Raw genomic sequence first — 21,968 nt, forward strand, 5'->3', positions numbered from 1 at the left:
CCCGAGTCATCAGAGGTATTGCGCGATAAGGCCCTCTCGTCTGCAGTACGAGAGGGCCCTTTCGGTCGGAATTCAGATGTTGAAGCCCGGATGGGTCGCGAAGGCGTTGTCGATCACGAGGTTCCCGCGCTGGCGGGCTCGTTCACGCAGCGCCGAAGTCGTGCGGGCGCCCTGGGCGTAGAACCACCACAGGTAGAGCGCGCCGTACATCCAGGCGCCCTCGTAGCCCCAGGTGGAGTCGGCGCCGCTCTTGCCTGCTCCGAACACCGAACCCGCCGGGAAGTTCGCGTTGTGCGGCTTCCCGCCCTGGTGGCGCGATTCGTGGATCAGCGTCTCGGCGCGGCCGGGTACGTCCTTGGAGTACCAGAAACCGAGGTACAACTCGATCCGGTCGTCGACGAACGCCCCGCTGAACGAGCGCGCGATGGCGCTGCCGTCGCCGCAAAGCGAGCGGAGGTCGTCGCAGTTGTCGCGGACGTACCGGCGCGCCCAGTTCAGCATCGGCCCGGAGTAGGCGTCGTTCTGGTAGTCCTGTGCCGAATAGGTCAGCAGGTAGCACGCGTTGAACGTCCGGGCCAGCGGCTTGTCGGTGTTGCACGCGTCTTCCCAGCCGAAGCCGTCGTCCCAGTACTCCTTGTTGCCCGCGAAACCGTAGGTGTTCCAGAAATAATCGATGTAGGTCTGATTGCAGATCGAGGCGCCGTAGAAATTGTCCCCGGTCACGTTCTTGTCGGGCACGGTGTAGCTGCAAGTGGCCATCGGAGATCACCTGTCTGTAGAAGGTATGGGTTCGGTTCAGGAGCGCGGTGGCTCCGGCGGTGGCACGTCGTCGGTCCGCGTGTCCTTCACGTGCCGTCCGCCGACGGCCTGGGGGACACCTCGGACGTCGACCCGCCGGATGTTCAGCAGGCGCTCGTCCTCGGTGCCGCTGAGCGCCTCGCGTACTTGGACGGTGAGTTCGGTGTCACCGGTCTCGGCGATCGCCTGGACCGCCGCACGCCGCACCGTGAACACCTCGTGCCGGACCTGCCGCAACAGCAGCTCCTTGGCCGCGCGGTCACCGGCGGATGCCAAGCGCCCCAGCGCTTCCACGGCGGTGGTGCGGATGATCACCTCTTCGCCGACGGTGCTGATCCCGTGCGCGGGGTCGTCGGAACGTTCCGGCGGGATGGGTTGGCGCAGTACGTTTTCCAGTACCGAAACGGCGGCGGTGTGCCTCAGATCGGTGAGGAGCTGGACCAGGCCCCACCGTTCCAGGTACTGCTCCTCGGACAAGGCGTCGTACTGCGCTCCGAGCGCGGGGACCACGTCGTCCGCGCGCTCGCGAAGCCGGTCGAGGCTCCGCTGGTAGTTCCGTTCGGCGTCCTCCCCGGACGCGGCCATGGTTTCGGCGGCCTGGGTGACCAGTTCGCCGATTTCGCTGTTCGAGAAGCTTCCGAGGCCCGAACTGCCCGGACCCGCTTCGAGATTGTCGCCACCCGGGCCCAAGGACGGGGTGTCGGGATTGCGTGGCATGAGGTTCTCCTTCGCAGCGGCGGTGATGCTGACGGAAGGAAGGAACGCGGGCCGGCGCGGCAGATACCGGTTTTTCCGAAAATTCGCCCCTTGGGGCAAAACGTGATTTTCACCGCGGGAATCCGAAAAGGACTTTGCTCACCGGAAGCCGGGTGGCCGCCGAAAAGCCTTCACGGACGCCCGCTCGTGATTAATGGCGGACATCGATGACGACGCGGTTCGGCGAAGTCAGGGTGAACACGGTGACCGGTGTCCTCGACCGGACGCCGAGACCGATGGACAAGGTGCCTTCGTAGTCGCCGGTGACCGCGACCGCCATGACGTTGCGGAGATTCCGGGTCCGGAACTTCTGCGGGCCGGGATAGGCCGAATTCCCGGCGTCGTCGTGTGCGGCGGCCGGGGTCGCGGTGACCGCGATGAAGAATTCCCCGGTCAGCCAGACGATTTCGCCCGAACCGTCGGCGATCAACTCGTCGACGAGGTCGTACCGGACGGCGGGAGCCGGGCCGGCGGTCAGGTCGAGCACGACCCGGTCGAAGCCGGGGTTCTGGCCGGTGCGGAGCCCGGTCATGGCGGGGATCTGGTGCGCCGCTGCGGAAACCGGTGTGACCGCGGCGATGGCCCCGGTCATCATCAGGACGGTGGCGGCGAGTGCGCGTCGTAGGGTGATGGTCATGGCGATGACCTCCTGCCGGAGAGTTGGTTCCGGAAAGACGCCCCAGGGCGCGGGAGGTTGTATCCTCCGCGCTATCGTTACCGATCGCCGAATTCGCGTCGAACGATCTCGAAGTCGGCGGGGAAATGGTTTCTCACTCGCTCCGTTAGCCAGTGCATGTAGCGGAGATCGCTTTTCGCGGAAGCGATGAGATGGGTGAATCTCCGATCGTCTTCGCGATAGCTGTCGTCCTGCGAGGCGAAGACACATTGGACGTCCGTGGTGCCGCCACCCCAGCAGAGTGCGCCAAGAAGATACTGCTCGACGACGAGGTTGTAATCCTCTAGCGGCGCGAGCCGTTGCCAGGCCGTCTGATTCTCCGTCGACTCCACCATGCGGATGGCGAGATCGGCGTAGCGGCGGAGGAAGGGAACCGCCGTGCCGCCGACGATCCCGGTGCAGAGTGCGGCTTCCCCGGTGTAGTCGCTGAATTCCATCGGCAGCAAGCCGCCCGTGCTCCGGATCGCCGCGGCGGCGGCCGCCGGGCGGTAGTAGCCCGCATCGGAAGCCGGTGCGTGCTCGGGATTCTGTGCGACGACCTCTCCGTCGAGCCCTTCCGCCGGGAAGCCGGGCCAGAGGAACACGTCGTTGTCGATGTGCAGGAAGGGCTCGCGCTGCTCGCGGTACGCATGCAACTTTCCGAGCGCCCACCAAGACGGGTCCTGCCCGGCGAGTCCGTTGAGTGCCAGGGAAATGTCGTCGAAGGGCAGCCGTAGCCGTCCGACGAGCAGATCGTGTCCCCGATCGTCGGTCACCAACGCCGTCGTCGGGAAGAGGCAGGACGCGAGCCGGAACGACAGGACCCAGGACAACGCGTGGAAGAAGTCGCTCGGCCAATGTCTTCCGTGCCGGAGCCGGTGCGGGACGCTCCAAAACGACCAGACCGCCCGGCGGATCGGCCGCGCGGCCCTGTCACCTGGACGGAGTACACGGACCGGCGGAGGGCGCCAACCCGGCACGCTGATCTCGCCGTATCCGCCGTGGCGGGGGATTCCGGGCGCGAGCAACCGGCCGCCGATGGCGACCGCTGTGCCGGGGTCGTATCCGTAGTACGGCATCGCGCGGTGGTTCGGTCCGGGGTGGTCGAACGTTACGGGGTCAGTGACGGAATCCGCTGAGATAGAGCACCGTGAGTGCGGTAGCCGTGCCGAGAGTCGTCACGACGAAGGATCCGGTGACCAGATAGAGACCTCCCACACCGGCAAGTGAGGCTTTGATCAGCTTCACGATTCCTTCGTGCTCATTGTCAGAGGTTTTCTTGGCCATTTGTCGAACCCTCCGCGTGTGGTGTACTAGTACACCGTAGGGCGCGACGGCCGGCGAAACCTTCGCCGGTTCTGATCTTTCACGGTCAGGAGGATTTTCTTGTCGTCGAGGGTGGACTCTCTGATCGTCGGCCGTTGTCCTGACGCGTCGCGAATTGTCGATCATCGCCATGATTCATGGAGGGCGTCGTGACAATCCAGATGGAGGGGGAGTGTCTTGACGGCACGCGTCCGGCCGCCGCGGTGGAGGCCGCGCTGCGCTGGCTCGCGGTCCGTAAGGACGGTCGACCGCTCAGGTACCTGCGTTACGCGATCGAAGACCCGGCGAGTGAATCGGCCGCCGTGCTCGGTTGCCTGGTCCGGCCGACGGCGTCGATGGCCACGGCGAGCCCGGAAGTGCGGGCGCTCGCGGTCTGGGGTTTACTCCTCGATGAGATCGCGAAGATCGGATCGACGGCCGAGTCCCGGCGTCGCAACACTTTGAGCGCCGCGTTCCGGGTAGGTGAGCGGGAGTGGAAATCGACCCTCGATGACCGTTTCCGCCAGTTGGGGAACCTGCGCGGCGTCTTCGGGGATCCGCCGCCGACCACGACGACTCCGATGCACAAAGCCTGGCGGCGTGCGGTGAGTGACAAGCTCGCTCCGTGCCTGGCAAGGAATCTCGCGAGACTCGCGGTCGATGGCGAGGCCTGGCGGCCCTATGTGGAGATCGCTCGGGCGGCGTCGTCGGAGCCGCGGGCATCCGGTGGCCGGACACCTTCGGGCGGGGCTCAGCCTGTATTCCTGGAGCGCCTGCTGGTTGCCGTGGAAATGCGGCGCAGGACGGCCCATCGCCGGTTGACGGTGAGAAACGTCGTCGCTCGCGAAGATGGAGTGGGTAGCTATATGGCGCGGGCTTTGACGGGGTGGACCGGCGATCTGGCTTCCATTCCCGTCAAAGCGATCTTCGGTTGCCATGTGGAGACCTCGCCGGGGGGCCAGCCAGGAGACCCGATGGTCGTGGACCTACGTTTTCCGAGGACGCTGCGCAAAGGGGAGCGGCACGAGTTCATCTCGCTCGCGTGCGAAGACGATCCGGACGAAGAGCGGTATTGGATCAATGTCGACGTCGACCATCATGGGATCGCGCCGGGTGTCGTCGATGAAGAGGGCAAGGTGACCGGAGGTTTGAGCATCAGCATCACGTTCGACGACTGCGTTCCGGAGGCCTGCTGGTGGTATGCGGAGCAAACCGACTATGAGCGCCTTGTCCGGCCGTCCGTCGGTGATCGGCGTCTGCTCGAGATTCGGCGAGGCGTCGTCGAGCACACGTTCCTGGGACCTTGTCACCCACGGGAGGAGTACGGCATCGCTTTTCGTTGGCCTCAGGCCTGATCGAAGCGGGCCGCACGCGAGATCGATGTGGCCCGCTCCGGCCGGTGGTCGCTAGTTGCCGGTGTTGCCGCCGCCGCTGCCCTTGCCGTCGTCGCCGTGGATCGTCATCGAACCTCCTTTGATGCCTTGGGTGCGGGGGCAACCTATCGACACTGTGGGTGATGACTGGTGACGGGGTGTACTCAACGTGGAGATCCACTTCCGCTAGGGTGGCGGTGGCTTCCCTGGAAGGCTCACGGTTCAGGGAGTTGAACATGTCCGATGAAGAGGACCTGGAGCCTCTGCTCAGGTACGCACGGGAAGGCTGTGTCGGCCTCTCGGTCGTGGTCGTCGTGGCGGAGATGAAGGCTGGCCGCGGCGCGCACTTCACCGAGCTGACCACTGCGCTGCTGTCCGTGGTCGGCATGCTGATCGACCGGGGCGCGGTTCCCGGCGATCTGGTCGACGATGAACCCTGCTTCGTGGCCTGGCCGGGGTCGAAGAGCGAGATTCTCGGGCGGCTCGCCTGCGAGATCAAGGCCATGGGAGAGATACCGGCGACCGGGGAGGTTTGCTGGATCCACGATCCTGCCACCACGCTGGGCCAAGGCCTTACCCCTCGCAGGAGGTAACACCGACGCGGGGTGGTTCGACTGACTCACGAATTCGGGTGTTGCGGGCGAGAGGTGAGCGGATGGACTGTGTGCGATGTGGACTGATCGTCGGCCTCGGCTGTGCCTGTGCGACAGAACGGCGCCCTCGTCGGAAACGGGCCAAGCCGGCGAGTCCGCGACGTGACGTTTCGTCCGCGGCGCCCCTTCGCTCGTTCCGCGAACTACGTGACTTGTTTCGGCAAGGCAGGGTCGCTTGGAGCGATCTTTCCGCTGCCGAACGTTCCGCGGTCACGGTGGAACAGCGTCGCCGACTGTTGGACCTCGAAAACGACGTTCTCCACCGCGGTGATCAAGACATCCACGGTTCTGGCTCGGTGCCCACGCGATCTGGCGGCTTGCCGACCCTCGGTCGACGCCGCTGAATACGAACGGGGCTGCCTACCAGGTAGACAGCCCCATTCGAAAACGTCGTCGGCTCACCAGCCGCGTTCGCGCCATTCCGCCAGGTGCGCCCTCTGCTCACCAAGCGTCGAGTCGTCCCCGTGCCCTGGGTAGAACCACGTCTCATCCGGCAGTTCGTCAAAGATGCGGGAAGACACATCGTCCAACAACGACGTGAAGTCCTCCGGCGAACCGGTCTTGCCGACACCGCCTGGGAACAGCGAGTCGCCGGTGAACAGGTGCGGATGCCCGTTCGGGTCGCGGTACAGCAGCGCGATGGAGCCGGGGGTGTGGCCGCGCAGGTGGATCACCTCGAGGGTGATCTGCCCGACCTCGAGCGTGTCGCCGTGTTCGACGAGGAAGTCCGGCGGGATCGGCAGCGGTTCGGCGTCCAGCGGGTGGGCGGCGGTGTTCGCGCCGTTCGCGCCGGCGACGGCGCCGAGGGCCTGCCAGTGATCTTGGTGCTGGTGGGTGGTCACGACGGTCTTCAGCGCGGGCCGGTCGGGGCCGTGGCCGATGAGGTCGGAGATCCGCTCCGGGTCGTTCGCGGCGTCGATCAGCAGCGCTTCGTTCTCGGCGCGGCAGACGAGGAGATACGCGTTGTTGTCCATCGGGCCGACCGACAGCTTCGTGATGGTGAGCGCGTCCAGGGTGCGGCGGGCGGCGTCGCCGCCGGGGTCGACGTGCCCGGTGTAGGTCTCGACGATGTTCACACCGCACACGGTAGTCGTTCGCCTGCAAGCGGTTCCACCCGCACAGGCGGCGCACAGGTGCACGACGTAGGCTCGCGTCGCCCCGCCAGCCGAACCACAGGACGCTCGTGCCCGACGCTTCGCCGCGCGCCTCGCGCAAGATCAGTTGGGACGTCCTTCGTGTTGTCGCCGTCTTCGCGGTCATGCTCGGGCATATCACCCATCAGGGGGCGCTTCTGCATCCCGAACTGGTGGGGTACCCCTTTCGGGTGACCGCACAATTCGGCGCGGCCATCCTTCTGGTGATCTCGGCCTTCTTCGTGTGCGCGAGCCTGCGCAAGGGGCGGCCTGGACGGTGGCTGTGGAACCGGGTCGCGCGGCTGGTGCCCGCGTACTTGGTGGCGGTGGTGGTCACCTATGTCGTCGCCAGGTATGCGACGATCCGGTTCAGCGGCCTGCCGTTCCCGCCGGGCCTTTCCGGGTTCCTGTTCGGTGTTCCGCAGGGCCCGCCGTCCGATCCGTCGCCCTGGTACGTCCCCACCGGCGCCGATCTGCTCGCCAACCTGGGCATGGTCCAGGAATGGGGCTGGCGGTACGAGCTCTTCTACTACCTCGACGGCGCCTACTGGACGCTGCCGGTCCAGCTCGTCGCCTTCACCGCCGCCGCGCTTCTGTGGCCGCGCCGGTGGCGCACCCACCGGCTCACGGTCGGCCTGCTCTGGGCGTTGATCCTGGTTCCGCTGTTCCTCCGGTTCGTCGTGTTCGACCCGGTTTCCACGCCGAAGCTCGTGGAGACCTTCTACTACGGCCTCGGGTTGCATCGCGTGCACGTCTTCGCCATCGGGATCGCCATCTGGCTGTGGTCGAAACGACGTCTCGCGCACTGGCATCTCGCGTTGTTCGTGCTCGCCGCTTGCGCGGCGCAGGACCTGCAGGTCTTCCCGTTCCACCAGGCCCTGCCGAACGATCCCGAGCGCTGGCCGTCGGCCATCGGGTTCGCGATCATGCTGCTGCTGGTGTGCCTGGCCGCGCGCGGACCGGACTGGCGGTTGCCCGGCCTCGCCAGGGCCGCCCCGGCTGTCACCTGGCTCGCGGGCATCTCGTATGGTCTTTATCTGGTGCACCAGGAACTCGGTTACATCCTGGCCCGTGCCCTGCTGAACGCCGGTGTCCCCGGTTGGCTGCGGCTCCCCGTCGTGCTGGCCGCCGCCGTTTTCGGGGGCTGGGCGATCACCGCCGGCGTGGAACGGCCGGTCCACCGGTGGCTCACCGCTCGCCGGGATCGACGCGAAAAGCCGGGAAAACCGCAGGTCAAAGACTCGGAACCGGTTTCTGTCGGTGGTGCCTCGTAGCATGGAAGCGGCCGCCCGTGCAGCTATCGACCGGGACGGCGACCGCAGCTGAGAATGAAACCTGAAGGGACCCTGGCGTGGCTGATCGCCTCGTTGTTCGCGGCGCCCGCGAGCACAACCTCCGCGGTGTGGATCTCGACCTGCCCCGCGACAGCCTGATCGTGTTCACCGGTCTGTCCGGGTCCGGGAAGTCGAGCCTCGCCTTCGACACCATCTTCGCCGAAGGGCAGCGGCGCTACGTCGAGTCGCTGTCGGCGTACGCGCGCCAGTTCCTCGGCCAGATGGACAAGCCGGACGTCGACTTCATCGAGGGCCTTTCGCCCGCGGTGTCGATCGACCAGAAGTCCACCTCGCGCAACCCGCGTTCGACCGTCGGCACCATCACCGAGGTCTACGACTACCTGCGCCTGCTCTACGCCCGCGCCGGAAAGGCGCACTGCCCGCAGTGCGGCGAGGCGATCAGCAAGCAGACCCCGCAGCAGATCGTCGACCAGGTGCTCGCGATGGAGGAGGGCACCCGCTTCCAGGTGCTCGCGCCGGTCGTCCGCGGCCGCAAGGGCGAGTACCTCGACCTCTTCGAGAACCTGCAGCAGCAGGGCTACGCGCGGGTCGTGGTCGACGGGACGGTCCACCCGCTCACCGACCCGCCGAAGCTGAAGAAGCAGGAAAAGCACCAGATCGCCGTCATCATCGACAGGCTCTCGGTGAAGACCAGCTCACGGCAGCGGCTCACCGACTCCGTCGAGACGGCGCTCCGTCTGGCCGACGGCCTGATCGAGCTGGAGTTCGTCGACCTCCCGGAGAACGACCCGCATCGTGTGCGCGGGTTCTCCGAGAACCTGGCCTGCCCGAACGGCCACCCGCTCGCGATCGAAGACCTCGAGCCGCGGTCGTTCTCCTTCAACGCGCCCTACGGCGCCTGCCCCGACTGCACCGGTATCGGCGTCCGCAAGGAGGTCGACCCGGAGCTCGTGGTCCCGGACGACGAGATGTCCCTCGGCGAAGGGGCCATCGCGCCGTGGGCGGGCGGCCAGAGCGCGGACTACTTCATCCGCCTGCTCGAATCGCTTTCGGAGACCATCGGCTTCCGGATGGACACGCCGTGGCGCAAGCTGCCGGCGAAGGTGCAGAAGGCCGTCTTGCACGGCGTCGACGAGCAGGTCCACGTCCGCTACAAGAACCGCTATGGCCGCCAGCGTTCGTACTACGCGAGCTTCGAGGGCGTCATTCCGTTCCTCGAGCGCCGCCAGGAGCAGACCGAGTCCGAGTACATGCGCGAGCGGTACGAGGGCTACATGCGTGAGGTGCCGTGCCCGGCCTGCCAGGGCACGCGGCTCAAGCCGGAGATCCTCGCCGTCACCCTGGAGCACAAGACGCAGGGCGACCGGTCGATCGCCGAGGTCTGCGCCCTCTCGATCGCGGAGGCGTCGCAGTTCCTTGACGAACTGGAGCTCGGCAAACGCGAGCAGGTGATCGCCGGCGCCGTGCTCAAGGAGATCCAGGCGCGGCTGCGCTTCCTGCTCGACGTCGGCCTCAACTACCTCTCGCTCGACCGCGCCTCCGGGACGCTGTCCGGCGGCGAGGCGCAGCGCATCCGGCTCGCCACGCAGATCGGCTCCGGTCTGGTCGGCGTGCTGTACGTGCTGGACGAGCCGTCGATCGGCCTGCACCAGCGCGACAACCACCGCTTGATCGAGACGCTGGTCCGCCTGCGGGATCTCGGCAACACGCTGATCGTCGTCGAGCACGACGAGGACACCATCCGCTCCAGCGACTGGGTGGTCGACATCGGCCCCGGCGCCGGTGAGCACGGTGGCCACATCGTCCACAGTGGACCGTACAAGAAGATCCTGCGGAACAAGGAATCGATCACCGGCGCCTACCTCTCGGGCCGCACCAAGATCGAGGTCCCGGCGATCCGGCGCCCGATCGACAAGAAGCGGCAGCTGACCGTCGTCGGCGCGCGCGAGCACAACCTGCGCGGTCTCGACGTGTCGTTCCCGCTCGGCTGCCTCGTGTCGGTCACCGGTGTCTCGGGTTCCGGGAAGTCCACGCTGGTCAACGACATCCTCGCGACCGTGCTGGCGAACAAGCTCAACGGTGCCCGCCAGGTCCCCGGCCGCCACACCCGCGTGAACGGGCTGGCCAACGTGGACAAGCTGGTCCGCGTCGACCAGTCGCCGATCGGCCGCACCCCGCGGTCCAACCCGGCGACGTACACCGGCGTGTGGGACCACGTGCGGAAGTTGTTCGCCGCGACCACCGAGGCGAAGGTGCGGGGCTACCAGCAGGGCCGGTTCTCGTTCAACGTCAAGGGCGGCCGGTGCGAAGCCTGCGCCGGTGACGGCACGATCAAGATCGAGATGAACTTCCTGCCGGACGTCTACGTCCCGTGTGAGGTCTGCAAGGGCGACCGGTACAACCGCGAGACCCTCGAGGTGCACTACAAGGGCAAGACGGTCTCTGACGTGCTGAACATGCCGATCGAGGAGGCGGCCGAGTTCTTCGAGCCGATCAAGGCGATCCACCGGCACCTGGCGACCCTCGTGGACGTCGGCCTCGGCTACGTCCGGCTCGGGCAGCCCGCGCCGACCCTGTCGGGCGGTGAAGCACAGCGCGTCAAGCTCGCCAGCGAGCTGCAGAAGCGGTCCACCGGCAAGACGGTCTACATCCTCGACGAGCCGACCACGGGCCTGCACTTCGAGGACATCAGCAAGCTGATCGGCGTGATCAACGGGCTGGTGGACAAGGGCAACACGGTGATCGTCATCGAGCACAACCTCGACGTCATCAAGACCTCGGACTGGATCATCGACATGGGTCCCGAGGGTGGTTCCGGCGGTGGCACCGTGATCGCGGAGGGCACGCCGGAGCACGTCGCTGCGGTGGAGGAGAGTTACACCGGGCAGTTCTTGAAGACCGTTCTCGCGTGAGGTCTCGTGAGTGGTAAGGACGGTTCTAACCGTCCTTACCACTCACGAGGTCCAGCACCGGAGAAGCGGGCCCGTAGTAGAAGGCGCGCAGCCGGTACGAGGCGCCTTCTTCGCCCGGCATCGTGGCGAGCCCGGCCGACGTGGTCCCCGGATCGGTGACCTCGATCGGCACGAACTCGGCGGCGCCGGGTTTCTTGATCTCCACAAGGAATCCGTCTTCGTCACTGGAGCGATCGGTCCAGCTGAATCGCACCATCTCCTCCGGCGCGGGCTCGGCTCGGAACGACGCCGGAGCGGCCGAGCGATCGCCCGTCCGCAGGGGCACGGTGGGCCCGGCCGCGGCCGGAGTGGCAGGCCCGGAAACCGTGACGGCGTCCGAAGCAGCGCCGTAGAAGGGCCGGATCCGGTAGTAGAACCGCGTTTCCGGCATCAGGTCCGGATGCCGGTAGCTCGTCTGCCTCGGCGGCACGAACTGCAGGATCGTGTATTCGCCCTGCGGATCGGTCGTGTACTCGACGATCCGTCCCGCGGCGGACGGATCGTCGTCGGGCCAGCTCAGGTCGACGTTCACCGGGTCCGTCAGCGTCGCGGTGAAACCGGGTTCCTCACCGCAGCCCGACACGAAGGCGACCGCCAGCAGAACGGCCGCGAGTTTCCTTGGCACGCCGAGACCCTCCCGGGAATCAGGCGGCGGCGGAATCCGGAGGCGTCAGCATACGAGCGCGTCCGGTGATCGACAAGGCCCCGGTTGAACCGCGTCCCCGCGCCGTCCGTGTGGGAGGCAAGAGGAGGCGGCCATGGAGAACCGAGGAGAGGCCGGTGCCGATGCACAGTTCGATCGCGGCGCGCGCCGAACGATCCACTCTGCCCCTGCGGGTTGCAGTACTGTCCTCGCCGACCCAGAAGACCGTCGGGAGGACGCGAGTGGCGATCGGAGGCTGGCGGCCCAAAAAGGCCAAAGGCGAGGACTTGGTCCGGCACTTGTACGCCGAACACGGGCGAAGCCTGCTGGCGTACGCGACGAGGCTGACCGGGGACCGCGCGGCCGCGGAGGACGTCGTGCAGGAGACCCTGGTCCGGGCCTGGAAGCACGCCGAAGACCTGGAGAACGACGCGAAGGGATCGGTGCGGGGCTGGCTGCTCACGGTGGCCCGCAACATCATCACCGACCGCGCGCGGGCCAGGGCGGCGCGGCCACCGGAAGTGGCGGAGCCGGAGGAAGGGGTGCCCACCCCGGCGGTCGAGCGGGATCACGCGCAGAGCGTCGTGGATTCGATGGCCGTGCTCGGGGCGATGGACGGCCTTTCCACGGAACATCGTGAGGTGCTGGTGGAGATCTACTACCGGGGCCGGACGGTGGCCGAAGCGGCACAGTCCCTCGGCGTGGCCCCGGGTACCGTTAAGTCGAGATCTTATTACGCGTTACGGGCGCTCAGAGCCGTGATGGCGGGACCGGGAAGGGAGGTAGCGCGATGAGTGCGGTGGGACACGACCAGGGCCAGCTCGCCGCCTACGTCCTCGGCGGGCTCACCGCGGCGGAAGCGGCCACGTTCGAGACACATCTGGCGAGCTGCCCCACGTGCCGCCGTGAGGTGCGCGAGCTGTCGGAACTGCGGTATCACCTCGACGAGGTGCCGCCGGAGGCGTTCCTCGAGGGACCTCCCGACGGCGGAGATCTGCTGCTGCAGCGCACGCTGCGCCAGGTTCGCGAAGAAGAAGGCACCCAGGAGCGCAAGCCGCGGCGGCTGCTCGCCGTGGCCGGTGCCGCCGTACTGGTCGTCGTGGCGCTGGGCGCGGGTGTGCTGGTCGGACGTCAGACGTCGCCCGAACCGTCGACGGTGGCGTTGCCGGTGCCGACGGTGGCGGCCCCGGTGCCCGGCACTCGCGATCTCGCGGCCACCAACCGGGACACGGGAGTGCAAGTGGCGGTCCGGGTGGTTCCGGCCGCGGGATGGGTGCGGCTGCACGCCAAGGCGACCGGCGTCCGCGAGGGCGAGAAGTGCTCGCTCATCGTGGTGACCAAAAGCGGAGAGCGGGTCAACGCGGGCAGCTGGCTCGTTTCGGAGAAGGGGCAGCGCGAGGGGACCGGTGTCGACGGTTCCGCGTTGGTCGCCCCGGGCGACGTGGCCTCGGTCGACGTCGTGACCATGGACGGCCGGAACCTGGTGTCGGCGCGCGTATGACGGATTCGCTCGCGGGTCGCGGAGGCGGTTGGTACCGCTTCCGCGACACGTGGCTGCTTCCGGCCTCGCCCAAGGCGGTTTTCGACGCCGTCGTCGACCTGGCCGCGTATCCGCTGTGGTGGCGCGACGTCCGATCGGTCAGCCAGGTGGACGAGGACACCGCCGAACTCGTCTGCCGGTCCAGGCTGCCGTACGCGCTGACCGTACGGATGCACCGGGACCGGCAGGACGAGCGTGAGGGCCGGGTGCGGGTCCTGCTCAGCGGCGATCTCGAAGGGACGCTGGCCGGCGCGCTGATGGCGGTGGGGACCGGCACCAGGCTGGAGATCACGCAGGAGGTCGAGGCGCGGAAACCGTTGCTGCGCAAGCTCGATCGGATAGCGCGGCCGGTGTTCCGGATCAACCACGCGCTCATGATGCGGCGCGGCCACAACGGATTACGGGGGTATCTGCGGGCATCCGCGGGATAGGCTCGCGCCATGCGTGTCGCCACCGTGCAGCCGTTCACCGTCCCCGCGGATCTTCCCGCGAACATCGCCGAACACGCGAGGCTCCTTCGGAGGGCGGAGGCCGATCTCTGCGTCTTCCCCGAACTCTCCTTGACCGGCTTGGAGTTCGAGGCGCTCGCCGCCGATCCGGCGCTGTGGCTGTCCTCGGAGGATCCCCGCCTCGAACCGCTTCGGGAAGCTTGCCGGGCCAGCGGTGTCCATGCCGTCATCGGCCTTCCGCTCGTGGAGGACGGACGACGGCTCATCGGCTCGCTCGTCCTCGGGCCGGCCGGGAAAACCGTTGCCACCTATGCGAAACGGAACCTGCACAACAGCGAGGAAGAGCTGTTCGAACCGGGCACGCGGCAGGTGATCGTCGAGGTCGGTGGCAGGCGTCTCGGCCTCGCGATCTGTCTCGACGCGGCGAATCCGGACCATGCGCGGGAGCTTGCCGAGGCGGGTGCCGAGGTCTACGTCCTCAGCGCGCTCTTCAGCGAGGGCCAGGAACAGCGGCTGCTCGACCAGGTCGGCGTCGCGGCCGGATACGGGATGTGGGTCGTGCTTTCCCAGTATTCCGGCAAGACCGGCGGGATGGCCGCGTTCGGCGGCAGCGGGGTCTGGAAACCCGGAGGCGCCGCCGAGGTACGCCTCGGCGGCCAGGTCTCCGAGTGGGCCTACGCGACGATCGCTTCCTGAACTTTCCGCGTGCGAAGGAACACCGTGGCGGAGAAGACGGCGAGAGCGAGCAGTCCGGCGCTCAACGCGTACGCCGTCCGGTAGCCGCTGGAGAGCGCTTCGGGAACCGCGGTGCCCTCGGCGAGAAGCGAGCCGGTGCGGGACGCGGCGGCGGTCGCGAGCACGGCGGTCCCGATGGCCGCGCCGATCTGCTGCGTGGTGTTGATCAGTCCCGACGCGACTCCGGTATCGGCGGGGGCGACGCCGGACATCGCCTGCCCCATCAATGCCGGCATCGCCGCGCCGAACCCGATGCCCATCAGGACGAGGGCGGGCAGAACGTCCGTCGTGTAGCTTCCGTCCGCCTCGACGGTGGCGAGGAAGCCGAGCGCCAGCGTGACCAGGGAAAGCCCGGTGACGAGTACCGCTCGTGCCCCGAAGCGGTGGTTCAGCCGTTCGGCGAAGACCAGCGACATCACCGCGATCGACAGCGGTGCGGGCAGGAAGGCGAACCCGGTGCTCAACGCGTCGAGTTCGAGCACTCGCTGCAGATAGAGCGCGGTGATGAACTGGAAGCCGAACAGCCCGGCGACCATCAGCACCATCACGGCGTTCGCCCCGGACACCGCGCGGAGCCGGAAGATCCGCAGCGGCAGCAGCGGCTGACGGGCCTTCGCCTGCCGGAGCACGAAGCCGGCGAGAAGAAGCAGCGACACCGCGAGCAGCCCGAGCGTGCGGGCGTCGGCCCAGGTGTACTCCTCGGCCTTGACGATCGTGTAGACCAGCAGCATCAGCCCGCCGGTGACCAGCCCGGCGCCGGTGACGTCGGTGCCGCCGCGCAGGCCGGGGCCCCGGTCGTCGGCGAGCAGGCGGACGGCCAGCGCCAGCGCGATCGCGCCGATCGGCAGGTTGACGAAGAACGTCCAGTGCCAGTCGAGCAGCTGGGTGAGCGTTCCGCCCGCGATGAGCCCGATCGACGATCCGGCGGCCTGGGTGAAGCTGTAGACGCCGATGGCCTTCGCCCGTGCCCGCGGTTCCGGGTAGAGCGTGGTGATCATGCCGAGCACGACGGCCGACGCCAGCGCGCCGCCCGCGCCTTGAAGGAAACGGAACCCGATGAGCTGCGCCTGATCCTGGGCGATTCCGCAGAGCAGCGAGGCGAGGGTGAACAGCCCGAGCCCGGCGAGGAAGACCCGTTTCCGCCCGATCAGGTCGCCCAGCCTGCCGGACAGCAGAAGCAGCCCGGCGAACGCGATCAGGTAGGCGTTGACCACCCAGGCGAGGGTGGACGGCGTGAAGCCGAGATCCTTCTGGATCGCGGGCAGCGCGACGGCGACGATCGAGCCGTCGAGGACGACCATCAGCGAGACGGCGCAGAGGACGGCGAGGGTGAGAGCGCGCATGGTGGTCCTTCGAGATTCCCCAGGTGATACCTTGGTGCACCACTTGTAACAGCGCCCATCTTGTGTGACTCTGTTCCTCGCCGGAAGGAGGCACTTTCATGTCCCAGGGGAACACCGATGTGACCGCGCAGGCCAGGCTGGTCGATCCGGAAAAACTCGAGGTGTGCACCGTGCTCGAGGTGATCAACCGGATCAGCGGCAAATGGGCGATCGGCATCCTGCTGGAGGCCACGCGCGGTCCGGTGCGGTTCACCGAACTGGAACGGTCGGTGGAGGGGATCAGCAGGCGGATGCTCACGCTGACGTTGCGGAACCTGGAACGGGACGGCCTGCTCGTGCGCACCGTGTACCCGACGGTGCCGCCGAAGGTGGAGTACGAGGCCACGCCGATGGCGAAAGAACTCTATGCGTCGCTGAGCGGCTTGCTGAGCTGGGCCGAGCGCCACCGCGACTCGATCGCCGAGTCCCGCGTCGTCTACGACGAGAAGGTCAGCGCCTGACGTCCGCCGTGTGCACGGCGCGCTGGACGTGCGAGCACAGCAGGTCGAAGTACATCTTGTGGAACGGCAGGTCCGTGCTGTTCTTCGCGGACCAGCTCTCCCAGAGCCCGCCCGGCCGCAGATAGCGCGACGTGTACGCGGTCGTGAGGTCGGCGTCGATGTGATGCAGGGCCGCGAACGCCCATTCCTGGTCGTAGCGCAGATCCGGCCGCGCGAGGTAGTGGTCCAGATAGGACACGAGGATTTCGGCGTCGGCGATGGTGCCGAACCGGGCGAACGCGAAACAGTAACCCTGCCCGGCGAAGACCAGGCCGCTTTCCAGGAACAGCTCCCGGAGGCGTCCGCGCCACGCGGTGCGGCGGCCGACGCCGATGAGCCACGCCGCGGTGATCCTCGGCCGCCAGTCCGCCGCGAGCAGTTCTTCGAGTTCGTCGTCGGTGATGCTCCGCGCGTCCTCGACGAGGTCGCGCAGGAAGGCCTCGCGTTCCGGGGCGCTCATCATCCCGGCGAAGTTGCCGTGCAGCAGCTTCGAGTACCGCGAGACCACGTATCGGTCGATGGCGTCCGGCATGCCGGTGAGTTTCCCAGAAAAGAAGGAACCGCGGTGCGAGGACGGGGGACCCTCGCACCGCGGTTCCGGTTCGCCGCCGGGCGCTACGCGTGCGCCACGGCCTTTTCCCTGTCGCCTTCAGGATCCTGCGATGTGTCGGGATGGTCGTCGATCAGGGTGGCTTCGTCGAACGGGGCCTGGCCGCTGAAGACCCGGTTGGCCTGGTCCCGGTCGAACTCCTTCGTCCACGTTCCGACCAGGACGGTCGCGACGGCGTTGCCCGCGAAGTTGGTCAGCGCGCGAGCCTCGGACATGAACCGGTCGATGCCGAGGATGAAGCCGACGCCGTCGACCAGTTCCGGCCGGTGCGACTGGAGACCGCCCGCGAGCGTCGCGATCCCGGCGCCGCTGACGCCCGCCGCGCCCTTCGACGCGATGATCATGAACAGCAGCAAGGAGATCTGTTCGCCGACGCCCAGCGGCTGGTCCTGCGCGCTGGCGATGAACAGGGTCGCCATCGTCAGGTAGATGGCCGTGCCGTCGAGGTTGAACGAGTAGCCGGTGGGCACGGTGATGCCGACGACCGGCTTGCTGACCCCGAGGTGTTCCATCTTCGCGATCAGGCGCGGAAGGGCCGATTCGGACGACGAGGTCGACAGGATCAGGAGGAACTCGCGGCCGAGATAGCGCAGCAGCGTGAAGATGTTGATCCGCGCGCCGAGCCACAGCACCGAGCCGAGCACGCCGAACACGAACACCAGACAGGTCAGGTAGAAGCCGATCATGATGACGGCGAGGCTGCGCAGCGCGCCCCAGCCGGTTTCGCCGACCACCGCGGCGATCGCGCCGAACGCACCGACCGGGGCGGCCCACATGATCATGGCGAGGATCCGGAACACCAGCCGCTGGATGTGCTCGATGCCGCGGCGGATCGGCTCGCCCTTGGTGCCCAGCTTCTGCACGGCGAATCCGGCGAGCAGCGCGACCAGCAGCGTCTGCAGCACCTGGCCTTCGGTGAACGCGGAACCGAAGCTGGTGGGGATGATGCCCATCAGGAAGTCGACGGTGCCTTCGCCGCCTTCGGCCTGCTTGTGCGCCTTCGCGGCGGCGGCGGGGTCGAGATGCAGGCCCTCACCCGGGTGCAGGAGGTTGCCGACGACGAGGCCGATCGCGAGCGCGAAGGTCGACATCATCAGGAAGTAGCCGAGCGACAGCAGCCCGACCTTGCCGACCTTCGCGGCCTTCGCCACCGATCCGATACCGAGGACGATGGTGCAGAAGATGATGGGGGAGATCATCATCTTGATCAGGTTGACGAAACCCGTGCCGAGCGGCTTGAGTTCCTTGGCCAGATCCGGCGCGGCGAACCCGACGATGACGCCGAGGACCACCGCCGCGATCACGGCCAGGTACAGGTAGTGCATCTTGTCGCGACGTCGTGGCGCCGCTTCCGGCGTTGTAGGCACCTTTGCCTCCAGCTCAGGGGGTGTCCGTGGGATTGCCGGTCACTATCACCCGGCCAGGTGAGCTGGGTCACGGTTGTGTTCATTGAGTTCGCGCGAGCGGTTTCCGGGGAATTCCGGCCGGGCGCGCCGAGCGGCCCCGTGAGCGGTGTGCTGGTATGAGCGGGTGCCCTCGACGACGCGGATCCGGACCAGGCGCGGCAGTCTCGCCCGCCAGCTGCTGATTCTCCAGCTCGTGGTGCTTTTCGCCCTCGTCGCGGCCGGGGTGGCCTTCGCCTATCTCGATTCCGTCCGGGCCACCGAAGACCGGGCCGAGGACAAGGTGATCGCGGTCGCGGAAGCGGTGGCGGACGCGCCGGGAGTGCTGGCCGCACTGTCCACATCGGAGCCCAGTTCGACGCTGCAGCCGTTCGCGCAGCGTGTCCGCGCGGACACGGAAGTGGATTTCGTGACCATCATGGACAAGAACGGGATCCGTTACACGCATCCGAATCCGGAGCTGATCGGGCAGCCGTTCATCGGCAACATCGGCGAGGCGCAGCGCGGCGGCAGGGTGCTCGAAACCTACGCCGGCTCGCTCGGGCCGTCCGAACGCGTCGTGGTGCCGGTGCACGATGCCGCCGGACAGGTCGTCGCGCTGGTGTCGGTCGGCATCACCGTGGAAGCGATCGACGCCGAACTGCGGGAACGCCTGTGGCCGCTGATCGGGGTCGCGGTGGCGGTGCTGGTGGTCGGCGGGGTCGGCAGTTATCTGGTCAGCGCCCGGCTCCGGCGGCAGACCAGGGGGATCGCGCCCGAGGAACTGAGCAACCTGTTCGAGTACCACGAAGCCGTCCTTCATTCCGTGCGCGAGGGGTTGCTGCTCGTCGGCGGCGACGGACGAGTGGTGCTGTGCAACGACGGAGCCCGCGCGCTGCTGGAGGTCACCGACGATCCGGTGGGCCGCGAACTGTCCGCATTGGACATTCCGGAAGACCTCGTCGAAGCGTTCACCTCGGGGGAGGAACGCACCGACGAACTCCATCTCACCGAAGCCAGGGTGCTCGTCGTCAGCACGTCGCCGGTGCGCTCGCGCGGAAAGGCGATGGGCACCGTGGTGATCCTGCGCGACCACACGGAACTTCAGGCGCTGACCGGGGAACTGACGACCGTGCGCGGCCTGGCCGAGGCGCTGAAGTCGCAGGCGCACGAGGCGGCGAACCGGCTCCACACCGTCGTTTCGCTGGTCGAAATCGGCCGCCCCGAACAGGCCGTCGAGTTCGCGACCGAAGAACTCGCGCTGGCGCAGGAGCTCACCGACCGCGTGGTCGGCGCGGTCGCCGAACCGGTGCTCGCGGCGTTGCTGCTCGGCAAGGCGGCGGAGGCGAGCGAGCGCGGTGTCGAGTTCACGATCACGCCGGACACCGTCATGGAGGACGCGGACACCGGCGTCCCGCCACGCGACCTGGTGACCATCCTCGGCAACCTGATCGACAACGGCATCGACGCGGCGGCCGGGAACGTCGGCGACGGCGGGCGGCCCGGCGTCGAGGTCACCGTGCGGTCCGACGCCGGGGGTCTACTGCTGCGGGTCGCCGACACCGGCCCCGGCGTGGACGACGTCGAGGACGTCTTCCGGCGCGGCTGGTCCACCAAACCCGAGGACGGGCACGGACTCGGCTTGGCACTGGTGGGTCAGGCGGTGCGGCGGCACAGTGGGACGATCGACGTCGGCCGTGCCGAGGGCGCGGTGTTCACCGTCCGCCTGCCGCCGAAGGAGTCCGCGCGATGATCAAGGTGCTGGTCGTCGAGGACGAACCGGTGGCCGCCGACGCGCATCGGGTGTACGTCGAGCGGATGCCCGGCTTCACCGTGTCCGGTGTCGTCCACTCCGGCGGCGACGCCCTGCGGTTCTGCGAACGCGAACCGGTGGACCTGGTGCTGCTGGACTTCTATCTCCCGGACACGCACGGCCTCGCGGTTTGCCGGTCGCTGCGCGCGGCCGGCCTCCCGATCGACGTCATCGCGGTGACCTCGGCGCGGGATCTGGCGCTGGTGAAGGCCGCCGTGTCGGTCGGCGTGGTGCAGTATCTGCTGAAACCGTTCACTTTCGCCTCGCTGCGGGAGAAACTCGAACGCTACGCCGAGTTCCACGGCGCTTCGGGCGAAGTCACCGGACAGGCCGAGATCGATCGCGCGCTCGGCACCCTGCGCACCACCGAGCGGCAGGTCCTGCCGAAGGGGATGAGCGCGCAGACCCTGGAGTCGATCACCGAGGTCCTCGCCTCGGCCGCGGACGGCCTCTCCGCCGGGGCGGCCGCGACCGCGATCGGCGCCTCCCGCGTCACCGCGCGCCGCTACCTCGAATACCTCGCCGACAACGGCCTCGCCCAGCGCGAGCCCCGCTACGGCCAGGTCGGCCGCCCCGAGGTCTGGTACAAACCGAAAACCGTATAACGACCTATACGTCGGCTCGACGGCTACCTTGGGCATCGTGAAAATCGGCGAACTCGCGCGGAAGACCGGGGTCAGCGTCCGTTCGCTGCGCTATTACGAGGAAGAGGGCTTGATCAGCCCAGGCCGCGAAGGCAACGGTTATCGCGATTTCTGCGAAGGCTCGGTCGAGGCCGTCCTGCAGATCCGCGGGATGCTCGACGCCGGACTGCCGGTCAGGCTGATCCGTGAAGTCCTGCCGTACCTCGACGGACCGGAGCAGGTCCGGCCGAAGGAGCCGTGCGAGTACATGATCGGCGAGGTCGCGCGGCAGCGGGAAGTGCTCGATCGCCGGATCGCGCTCATGACCCGCAATCGCGACGCCCTCGACGCGTACCTCCGCGACTTGACCCTCACGCAAATGTGAGGGTTTTAGCGTGCGGACATGACTTCGATGCGCGCGCTGCGACAGAACTCCTCGAACGGTCCCGAAGACCTTCACTTGATCACCGACGCACCCGTTCCGGCGCCGGGACCAGGTGAAATCCTGCTGAAGGTCACCGCCGCGGGGGTCAACTTCGCCGACGTCATGCAGACGCGGGGCACGTACGAGGGCGGGCCGGAAGCCCCGTATGTCGCCGGGTTCGAGGCCGCCGGGGTGGTCGTCGCCGTGGGGGAGGGGGTGACCGCGCCCGCCGTCGGCGATCACGTCGTCGGGACCGGTGGCGGGGCTTTCGCCGAGTACATGGTCATGTCCGCGGCCGGCGCGGTACCGGTGCCCGGCGGCTGGTCGGACGAGCAGGCGATCGGGCTGATCCTGAACTGGGTCACGGCGCTCGCCGCGCTCAAGCCGCTGGGCAGGCTGGCCGCCGGTGAGACCGTGCTGGTGCAGGCGGCGGCAGGCGGGGTCGGCCAGGCCGCGGTCCGGCTGGCCAAGCACTACGGGGCGACCGTCGTCGGCGCCGCGTCGCCGGGCAAGCACGACTCGGTGCGGGCGCTGGGCGCCGACCGCGTGATCGCTTACGGCGAAGAGACGGGCGACGTGGACCTCGTGCTGGAATCGGTGGGCGGCGCGGCTTTCTCCGCCAGTCTGGCCGCGGCCAAGCGGGTCACCGGACGTGTCGTGGTCTACGGCGTCGCCGGAGGTGAGGTCGCGATCACGAACCGCGACTTGAACTTCCGGCATCAGATCCACGTGATCGGACTGCATCTCGGCGTGCTGATCGAGCACGCACCCGCGATCTTCGCGGAGCTGATGGACGAACTGCGCAGCCTCATCGCCGCCGGTGTCTGCATGCCCGGAAGGCCGACGGTGTACGACCTCGCGGACGGGCCGAAGGCGCTCGCGGAACTCGAGGCGAGGGCGACGTCGGGAAAGCTGGTGCTACGGCCTTGAGCCCGACATGGTCGTATG

General features: G+C 67.8%; 23 protein-coding genes. 13 read left to right on the top strand and 10 right to left on the bottom strand.

The annotated features are described in order from the left end of the window. Nucleotides 1-72: 72 nt before the first annotated feature. The 5 genes from BLW75_RS41105 to BLW75_RS43105 all read right to left on the bottom strand — a co-directional run bounded on the left by BLW75_RS41105 (nt 73) and on the right by BLW75_RS43105 (nt 3,496). Nucleotides 73-759, bottom strand: coding sequence for a hypothetical protein (locus BLW75_RS41105; RefSeq protein ID WP_034321498.1), 687 nt, complete (start codon nt 757-759; stop codon nt 73-75). A 36-nt stretch (nt 760-795) separates the two neighbouring features. Then, nucleotides 796-1,515 carry a HEAT repeat domain-containing protein gene (locus BLW75_RS41110; RefSeq protein WP_034321501.1) on the bottom strand — a complete coding sequence of 240 codons (720 nt, stop codon included), beginning with the start codon at nt 1,513-1,515 and terminating at the stop codon, nt 796-798. A gap of 190 nt (nt 1,516-1,705) precedes the next feature. Further along, a complete protein-coding gene (locus BLW75_RS41115; protein ID WP_034321504.1) occupies nt 1,706-2,191 on the bottom strand; it encodes an AMIN-like domain-containing (lipo)protein in 486 nt (161 codons plus the stop codon). A gap of 77 nt (nt 2,192-2,268) precedes the next feature. Then, the gene (locus tag BLW75_RS41120; protein WP_034321507.1) at nt 2,269-3,288 is read right to left on the bottom strand and encodes a DUF6734 family protein; all 1,020 of its coding nucleotides are present in this window, start codon (nt 3,286-3,288) and stop codon (nt 2,269-2,271) included. Nucleotides 3,289-3,328: 40 nt separating this feature from the next. Then, entirely contained in the window at nt 3,329-3,496 is a 168-nt protein-coding gene (locus tag BLW75_RS43105; protein WP_167373577.1) for a hypothetical protein, read from the bottom strand. A 188-nt stretch (nt 3,497-3,684) separates the two neighbouring features. Between BLW75_RS43105 and BLW75_RS41125 the strand changes: the two genes are divergently transcribed. Together BLW75_RS41125 and BLW75_RS41130 are read left to right on the top strand one after the other, a co-directional pair. Further along, on the top strand, nt 3,685-4,869 hold the full coding sequence (locus BLW75_RS41125; RefSeq protein ID WP_091600198.1) for a hypothetical protein: 1,185 nt from the start codon (nt 3,685-3,687) through the stop codon (nt 4,867-4,869). A gap of 254 nt (nt 4,870-5,123) precedes the next feature. Beyond that, nucleotides 5,124-5,480 (top strand): hypothetical protein, encoded by a 357-nt coding sequence (locus BLW75_RS41130; protein ID WP_034321674.1) that lies wholly within the window; start codon nt 5,124-5,126, stop codon nt 5,478-5,480. A 458-nt stretch (nt 5,481-5,938) separates the two neighbouring features. Here the strand turns inward: BLW75_RS41130 and BLW75_RS41135 are convergent, their stop codons facing one another. Next, a complete protein-coding gene (locus BLW75_RS41135) occupies nt 5,939-6,616 on the bottom strand; it encodes an MBL fold metallo-hydrolase (RefSeq protein ID WP_034321510.1) in 678 nt (225 codons plus the stop codon). Nucleotides 6,617-6,723: 107 nt separating this feature from the next. On the opposite strand from BLW75_RS41135, the gene BLW75_RS41140 reads away from it, so the two are divergent. Together BLW75_RS41140 and uvrA are read left to right on the top strand one after the other, a co-directional pair. Beyond that, nucleotides 6,724-7,947, top strand: coding sequence for an acyltransferase family protein (locus BLW75_RS41140; RefSeq protein ID WP_034321514.1), 1,224 nt, complete (start codon nt 6,724-6,726; stop codon nt 7,945-7,947). Between the two features lie 77 nt (nt 7,948-8,024). Then, on the top strand, nt 8,025-10,880 hold the full coding sequence (gene uvrA, locus BLW75_RS41145) for an excinuclease ABC subunit UvrA (protein WP_034321518.1): 2,856 nt from the start codon (nt 8,025-8,027) through the stop codon (nt 10,878-10,880). 25 nt (nt 10,881-10,905) lie between these two features. On the opposite strand, the gene BLW75_RS41150 is transcribed toward uvrA, so the two are convergent. Beyond that, on the bottom strand, nt 10,906-11,544 hold the full coding sequence (locus tag BLW75_RS41150; protein ID WP_034321523.1) for a fibronectin type III domain-containing protein: 639 nt from the start codon (nt 11,542-11,544) through the stop codon (nt 10,906-10,908). 260 nt (nt 11,545-11,804) lie between these two features. On the opposite strand from BLW75_RS41150, the gene BLW75_RS41155 reads away from it, so the two are divergent. From BLW75_RS41155 to BLW75_RS41170, 4 genes are read left to right on the top strand one after another with little or no spacing between them, the layout of a single operon-like run. Beyond that, nucleotides 11,805-12,356 carry a sigma-70 family RNA polymerase sigma factor gene (locus BLW75_RS41155; protein WP_167373663.1) on the top strand — a complete coding sequence of 184 codons (552 nt, stop codon included), beginning with the start codon at nt 11,805-11,807 and terminating at the stop codon, nt 12,354-12,356. Next, nucleotides 12,353-13,063, top strand: a complete 711-nt coding sequence (locus BLW75_RS41160; RefSeq protein ID WP_034321526.1) for an anti-sigma factor family protein — start codon at nt 12,353-12,355, stop codon at nt 13,061-13,063. Before BLW75_RS41155 ends, BLW75_RS41160 begins: the two co-directional genes overlap by 4 nt. Further along, complete coding sequence (locus BLW75_RS41165) at nt 13,060-13,533, top strand: SRPBCC family protein (protein WP_034321531.1); 474 nt, start codon at nt 13,060-13,062, stop codon at nt 13,531-13,533. Before BLW75_RS41160 ends, BLW75_RS41165 begins: the two co-directional genes overlap by 4 nt. A 9-nt stretch (nt 13,534-13,542) precedes the next feature. Beyond that, nucleotides 13,543-14,247 carry a carbon-nitrogen hydrolase family protein gene (locus tag BLW75_RS41170; RefSeq protein ID WP_241784025.1) on the top strand — a complete coding sequence of 235 codons (705 nt, stop codon included), beginning with the start codon at nt 13,543-13,545 and terminating at the stop codon, nt 14,245-14,247. On the opposite strand, the gene BLW75_RS41175 is transcribed toward BLW75_RS41170, so the two are convergent. Next, nucleotides 14,226-15,629 carry an MFS transporter gene (locus tag BLW75_RS41175; RefSeq protein ID WP_034321534.1) on the bottom strand — a complete coding sequence of 468 codons (1,404 nt, stop codon included), beginning with the start codon at nt 15,627-15,629 and terminating at the stop codon, nt 14,226-14,228. The genes BLW75_RS41170 and BLW75_RS41175 overlap by 22 nt on opposite strands. A gap of 98 nt (nt 15,630-15,727) precedes the next feature. On the opposite strand from BLW75_RS41175, the gene BLW75_RS41180 reads away from it, so the two are divergent. Then, nucleotides 15,728-16,129: a winged helix-turn-helix transcriptional regulator gene (locus BLW75_RS41180; RefSeq protein ID WP_034321536.1), complete on the top strand. Its 402-nt coding sequence runs from the start codon at nt 15,728-15,730 to the stop codon at nt 16,127-16,129. On the opposite strand, the gene BLW75_RS41185 is transcribed toward BLW75_RS41180, so the two are convergent. After that, a complete protein-coding gene (locus tag BLW75_RS41185; RefSeq protein ID WP_034321538.1) occupies nt 16,119-16,700 on the bottom strand; it encodes a DUF6000 family protein in 582 nt (193 codons plus the stop codon). The two genes, BLW75_RS41180 and BLW75_RS41185, sit on opposite strands and share 11 nt — an antisense overlap. A gap of 83 nt (nt 16,701-16,783) precedes the next feature. Then, the gene (locus BLW75_RS41190; RefSeq protein ID WP_034321541.1) at nt 16,784-18,103 is read right to left on the bottom strand and encodes a cation:dicarboxylate symporter family transporter; all 1,320 of its coding nucleotides are present in this window, start codon (nt 18,101-18,103) and stop codon (nt 16,784-16,786) included. 205 nt (nt 18,104-18,308) lie between these two features. On the opposite strand from BLW75_RS41190, the gene BLW75_RS41195 reads away from it, so the two are divergent. Genes BLW75_RS41195 through BLW75_RS41210 form a run of 4 tightly spaced genes read left to right on the top strand, consistent with a single transcriptional unit; the run spans nt 18,309 to nt 21,950 of the window. After that, entirely contained in the window at nt 18,309-19,913 is a 1,605-nt protein-coding gene (locus tag BLW75_RS41195) for an ATP-binding protein (RefSeq protein ID WP_091599512.1), read from the top strand. Next, nucleotides 19,910-20,578: a response regulator gene (locus BLW75_RS41200; RefSeq protein ID WP_034321544.1), complete on the top strand. Its 669-nt coding sequence runs from the start codon at nt 19,910-19,912 to the stop codon at nt 20,576-20,578. Before BLW75_RS41195 ends, BLW75_RS41200 begins: the two co-directional genes overlap by 4 nt. 37 nt (nt 20,579-20,615) lie before the next feature. Beyond that, nucleotides 20,616-20,981 carry a MerR family transcriptional regulator gene (locus BLW75_RS41205; protein ID WP_034321686.1) on the top strand — a complete coding sequence of 122 codons (366 nt, stop codon included), beginning with the start codon at nt 20,616-20,618 and terminating at the stop codon, nt 20,979-20,981. Nucleotides 20,982-20,999: 18 nt separating this feature from the next. Further along, nucleotides 21,000-21,950: an alcohol dehydrogenase catalytic domain-containing protein gene (locus BLW75_RS41210; protein WP_034321546.1), complete on the top strand. Its 951-nt coding sequence runs from the start codon at nt 21,000-21,002 to the stop codon at nt 21,948-21,950. The last annotated feature ends 18 nt before the right edge of the window (nt 21,951-21,968 follow it).

It is taken from the genome of Amycolatopsis lurida, from assembly GCF_900105055.1.
In the GTDB taxonomy this organism is placed as follows: Bacteria; Actinomycetota; Actinomycetes; order Mycobacteriales; family Pseudonocardiaceae; genus Amycolatopsis; species Amycolatopsis lurida.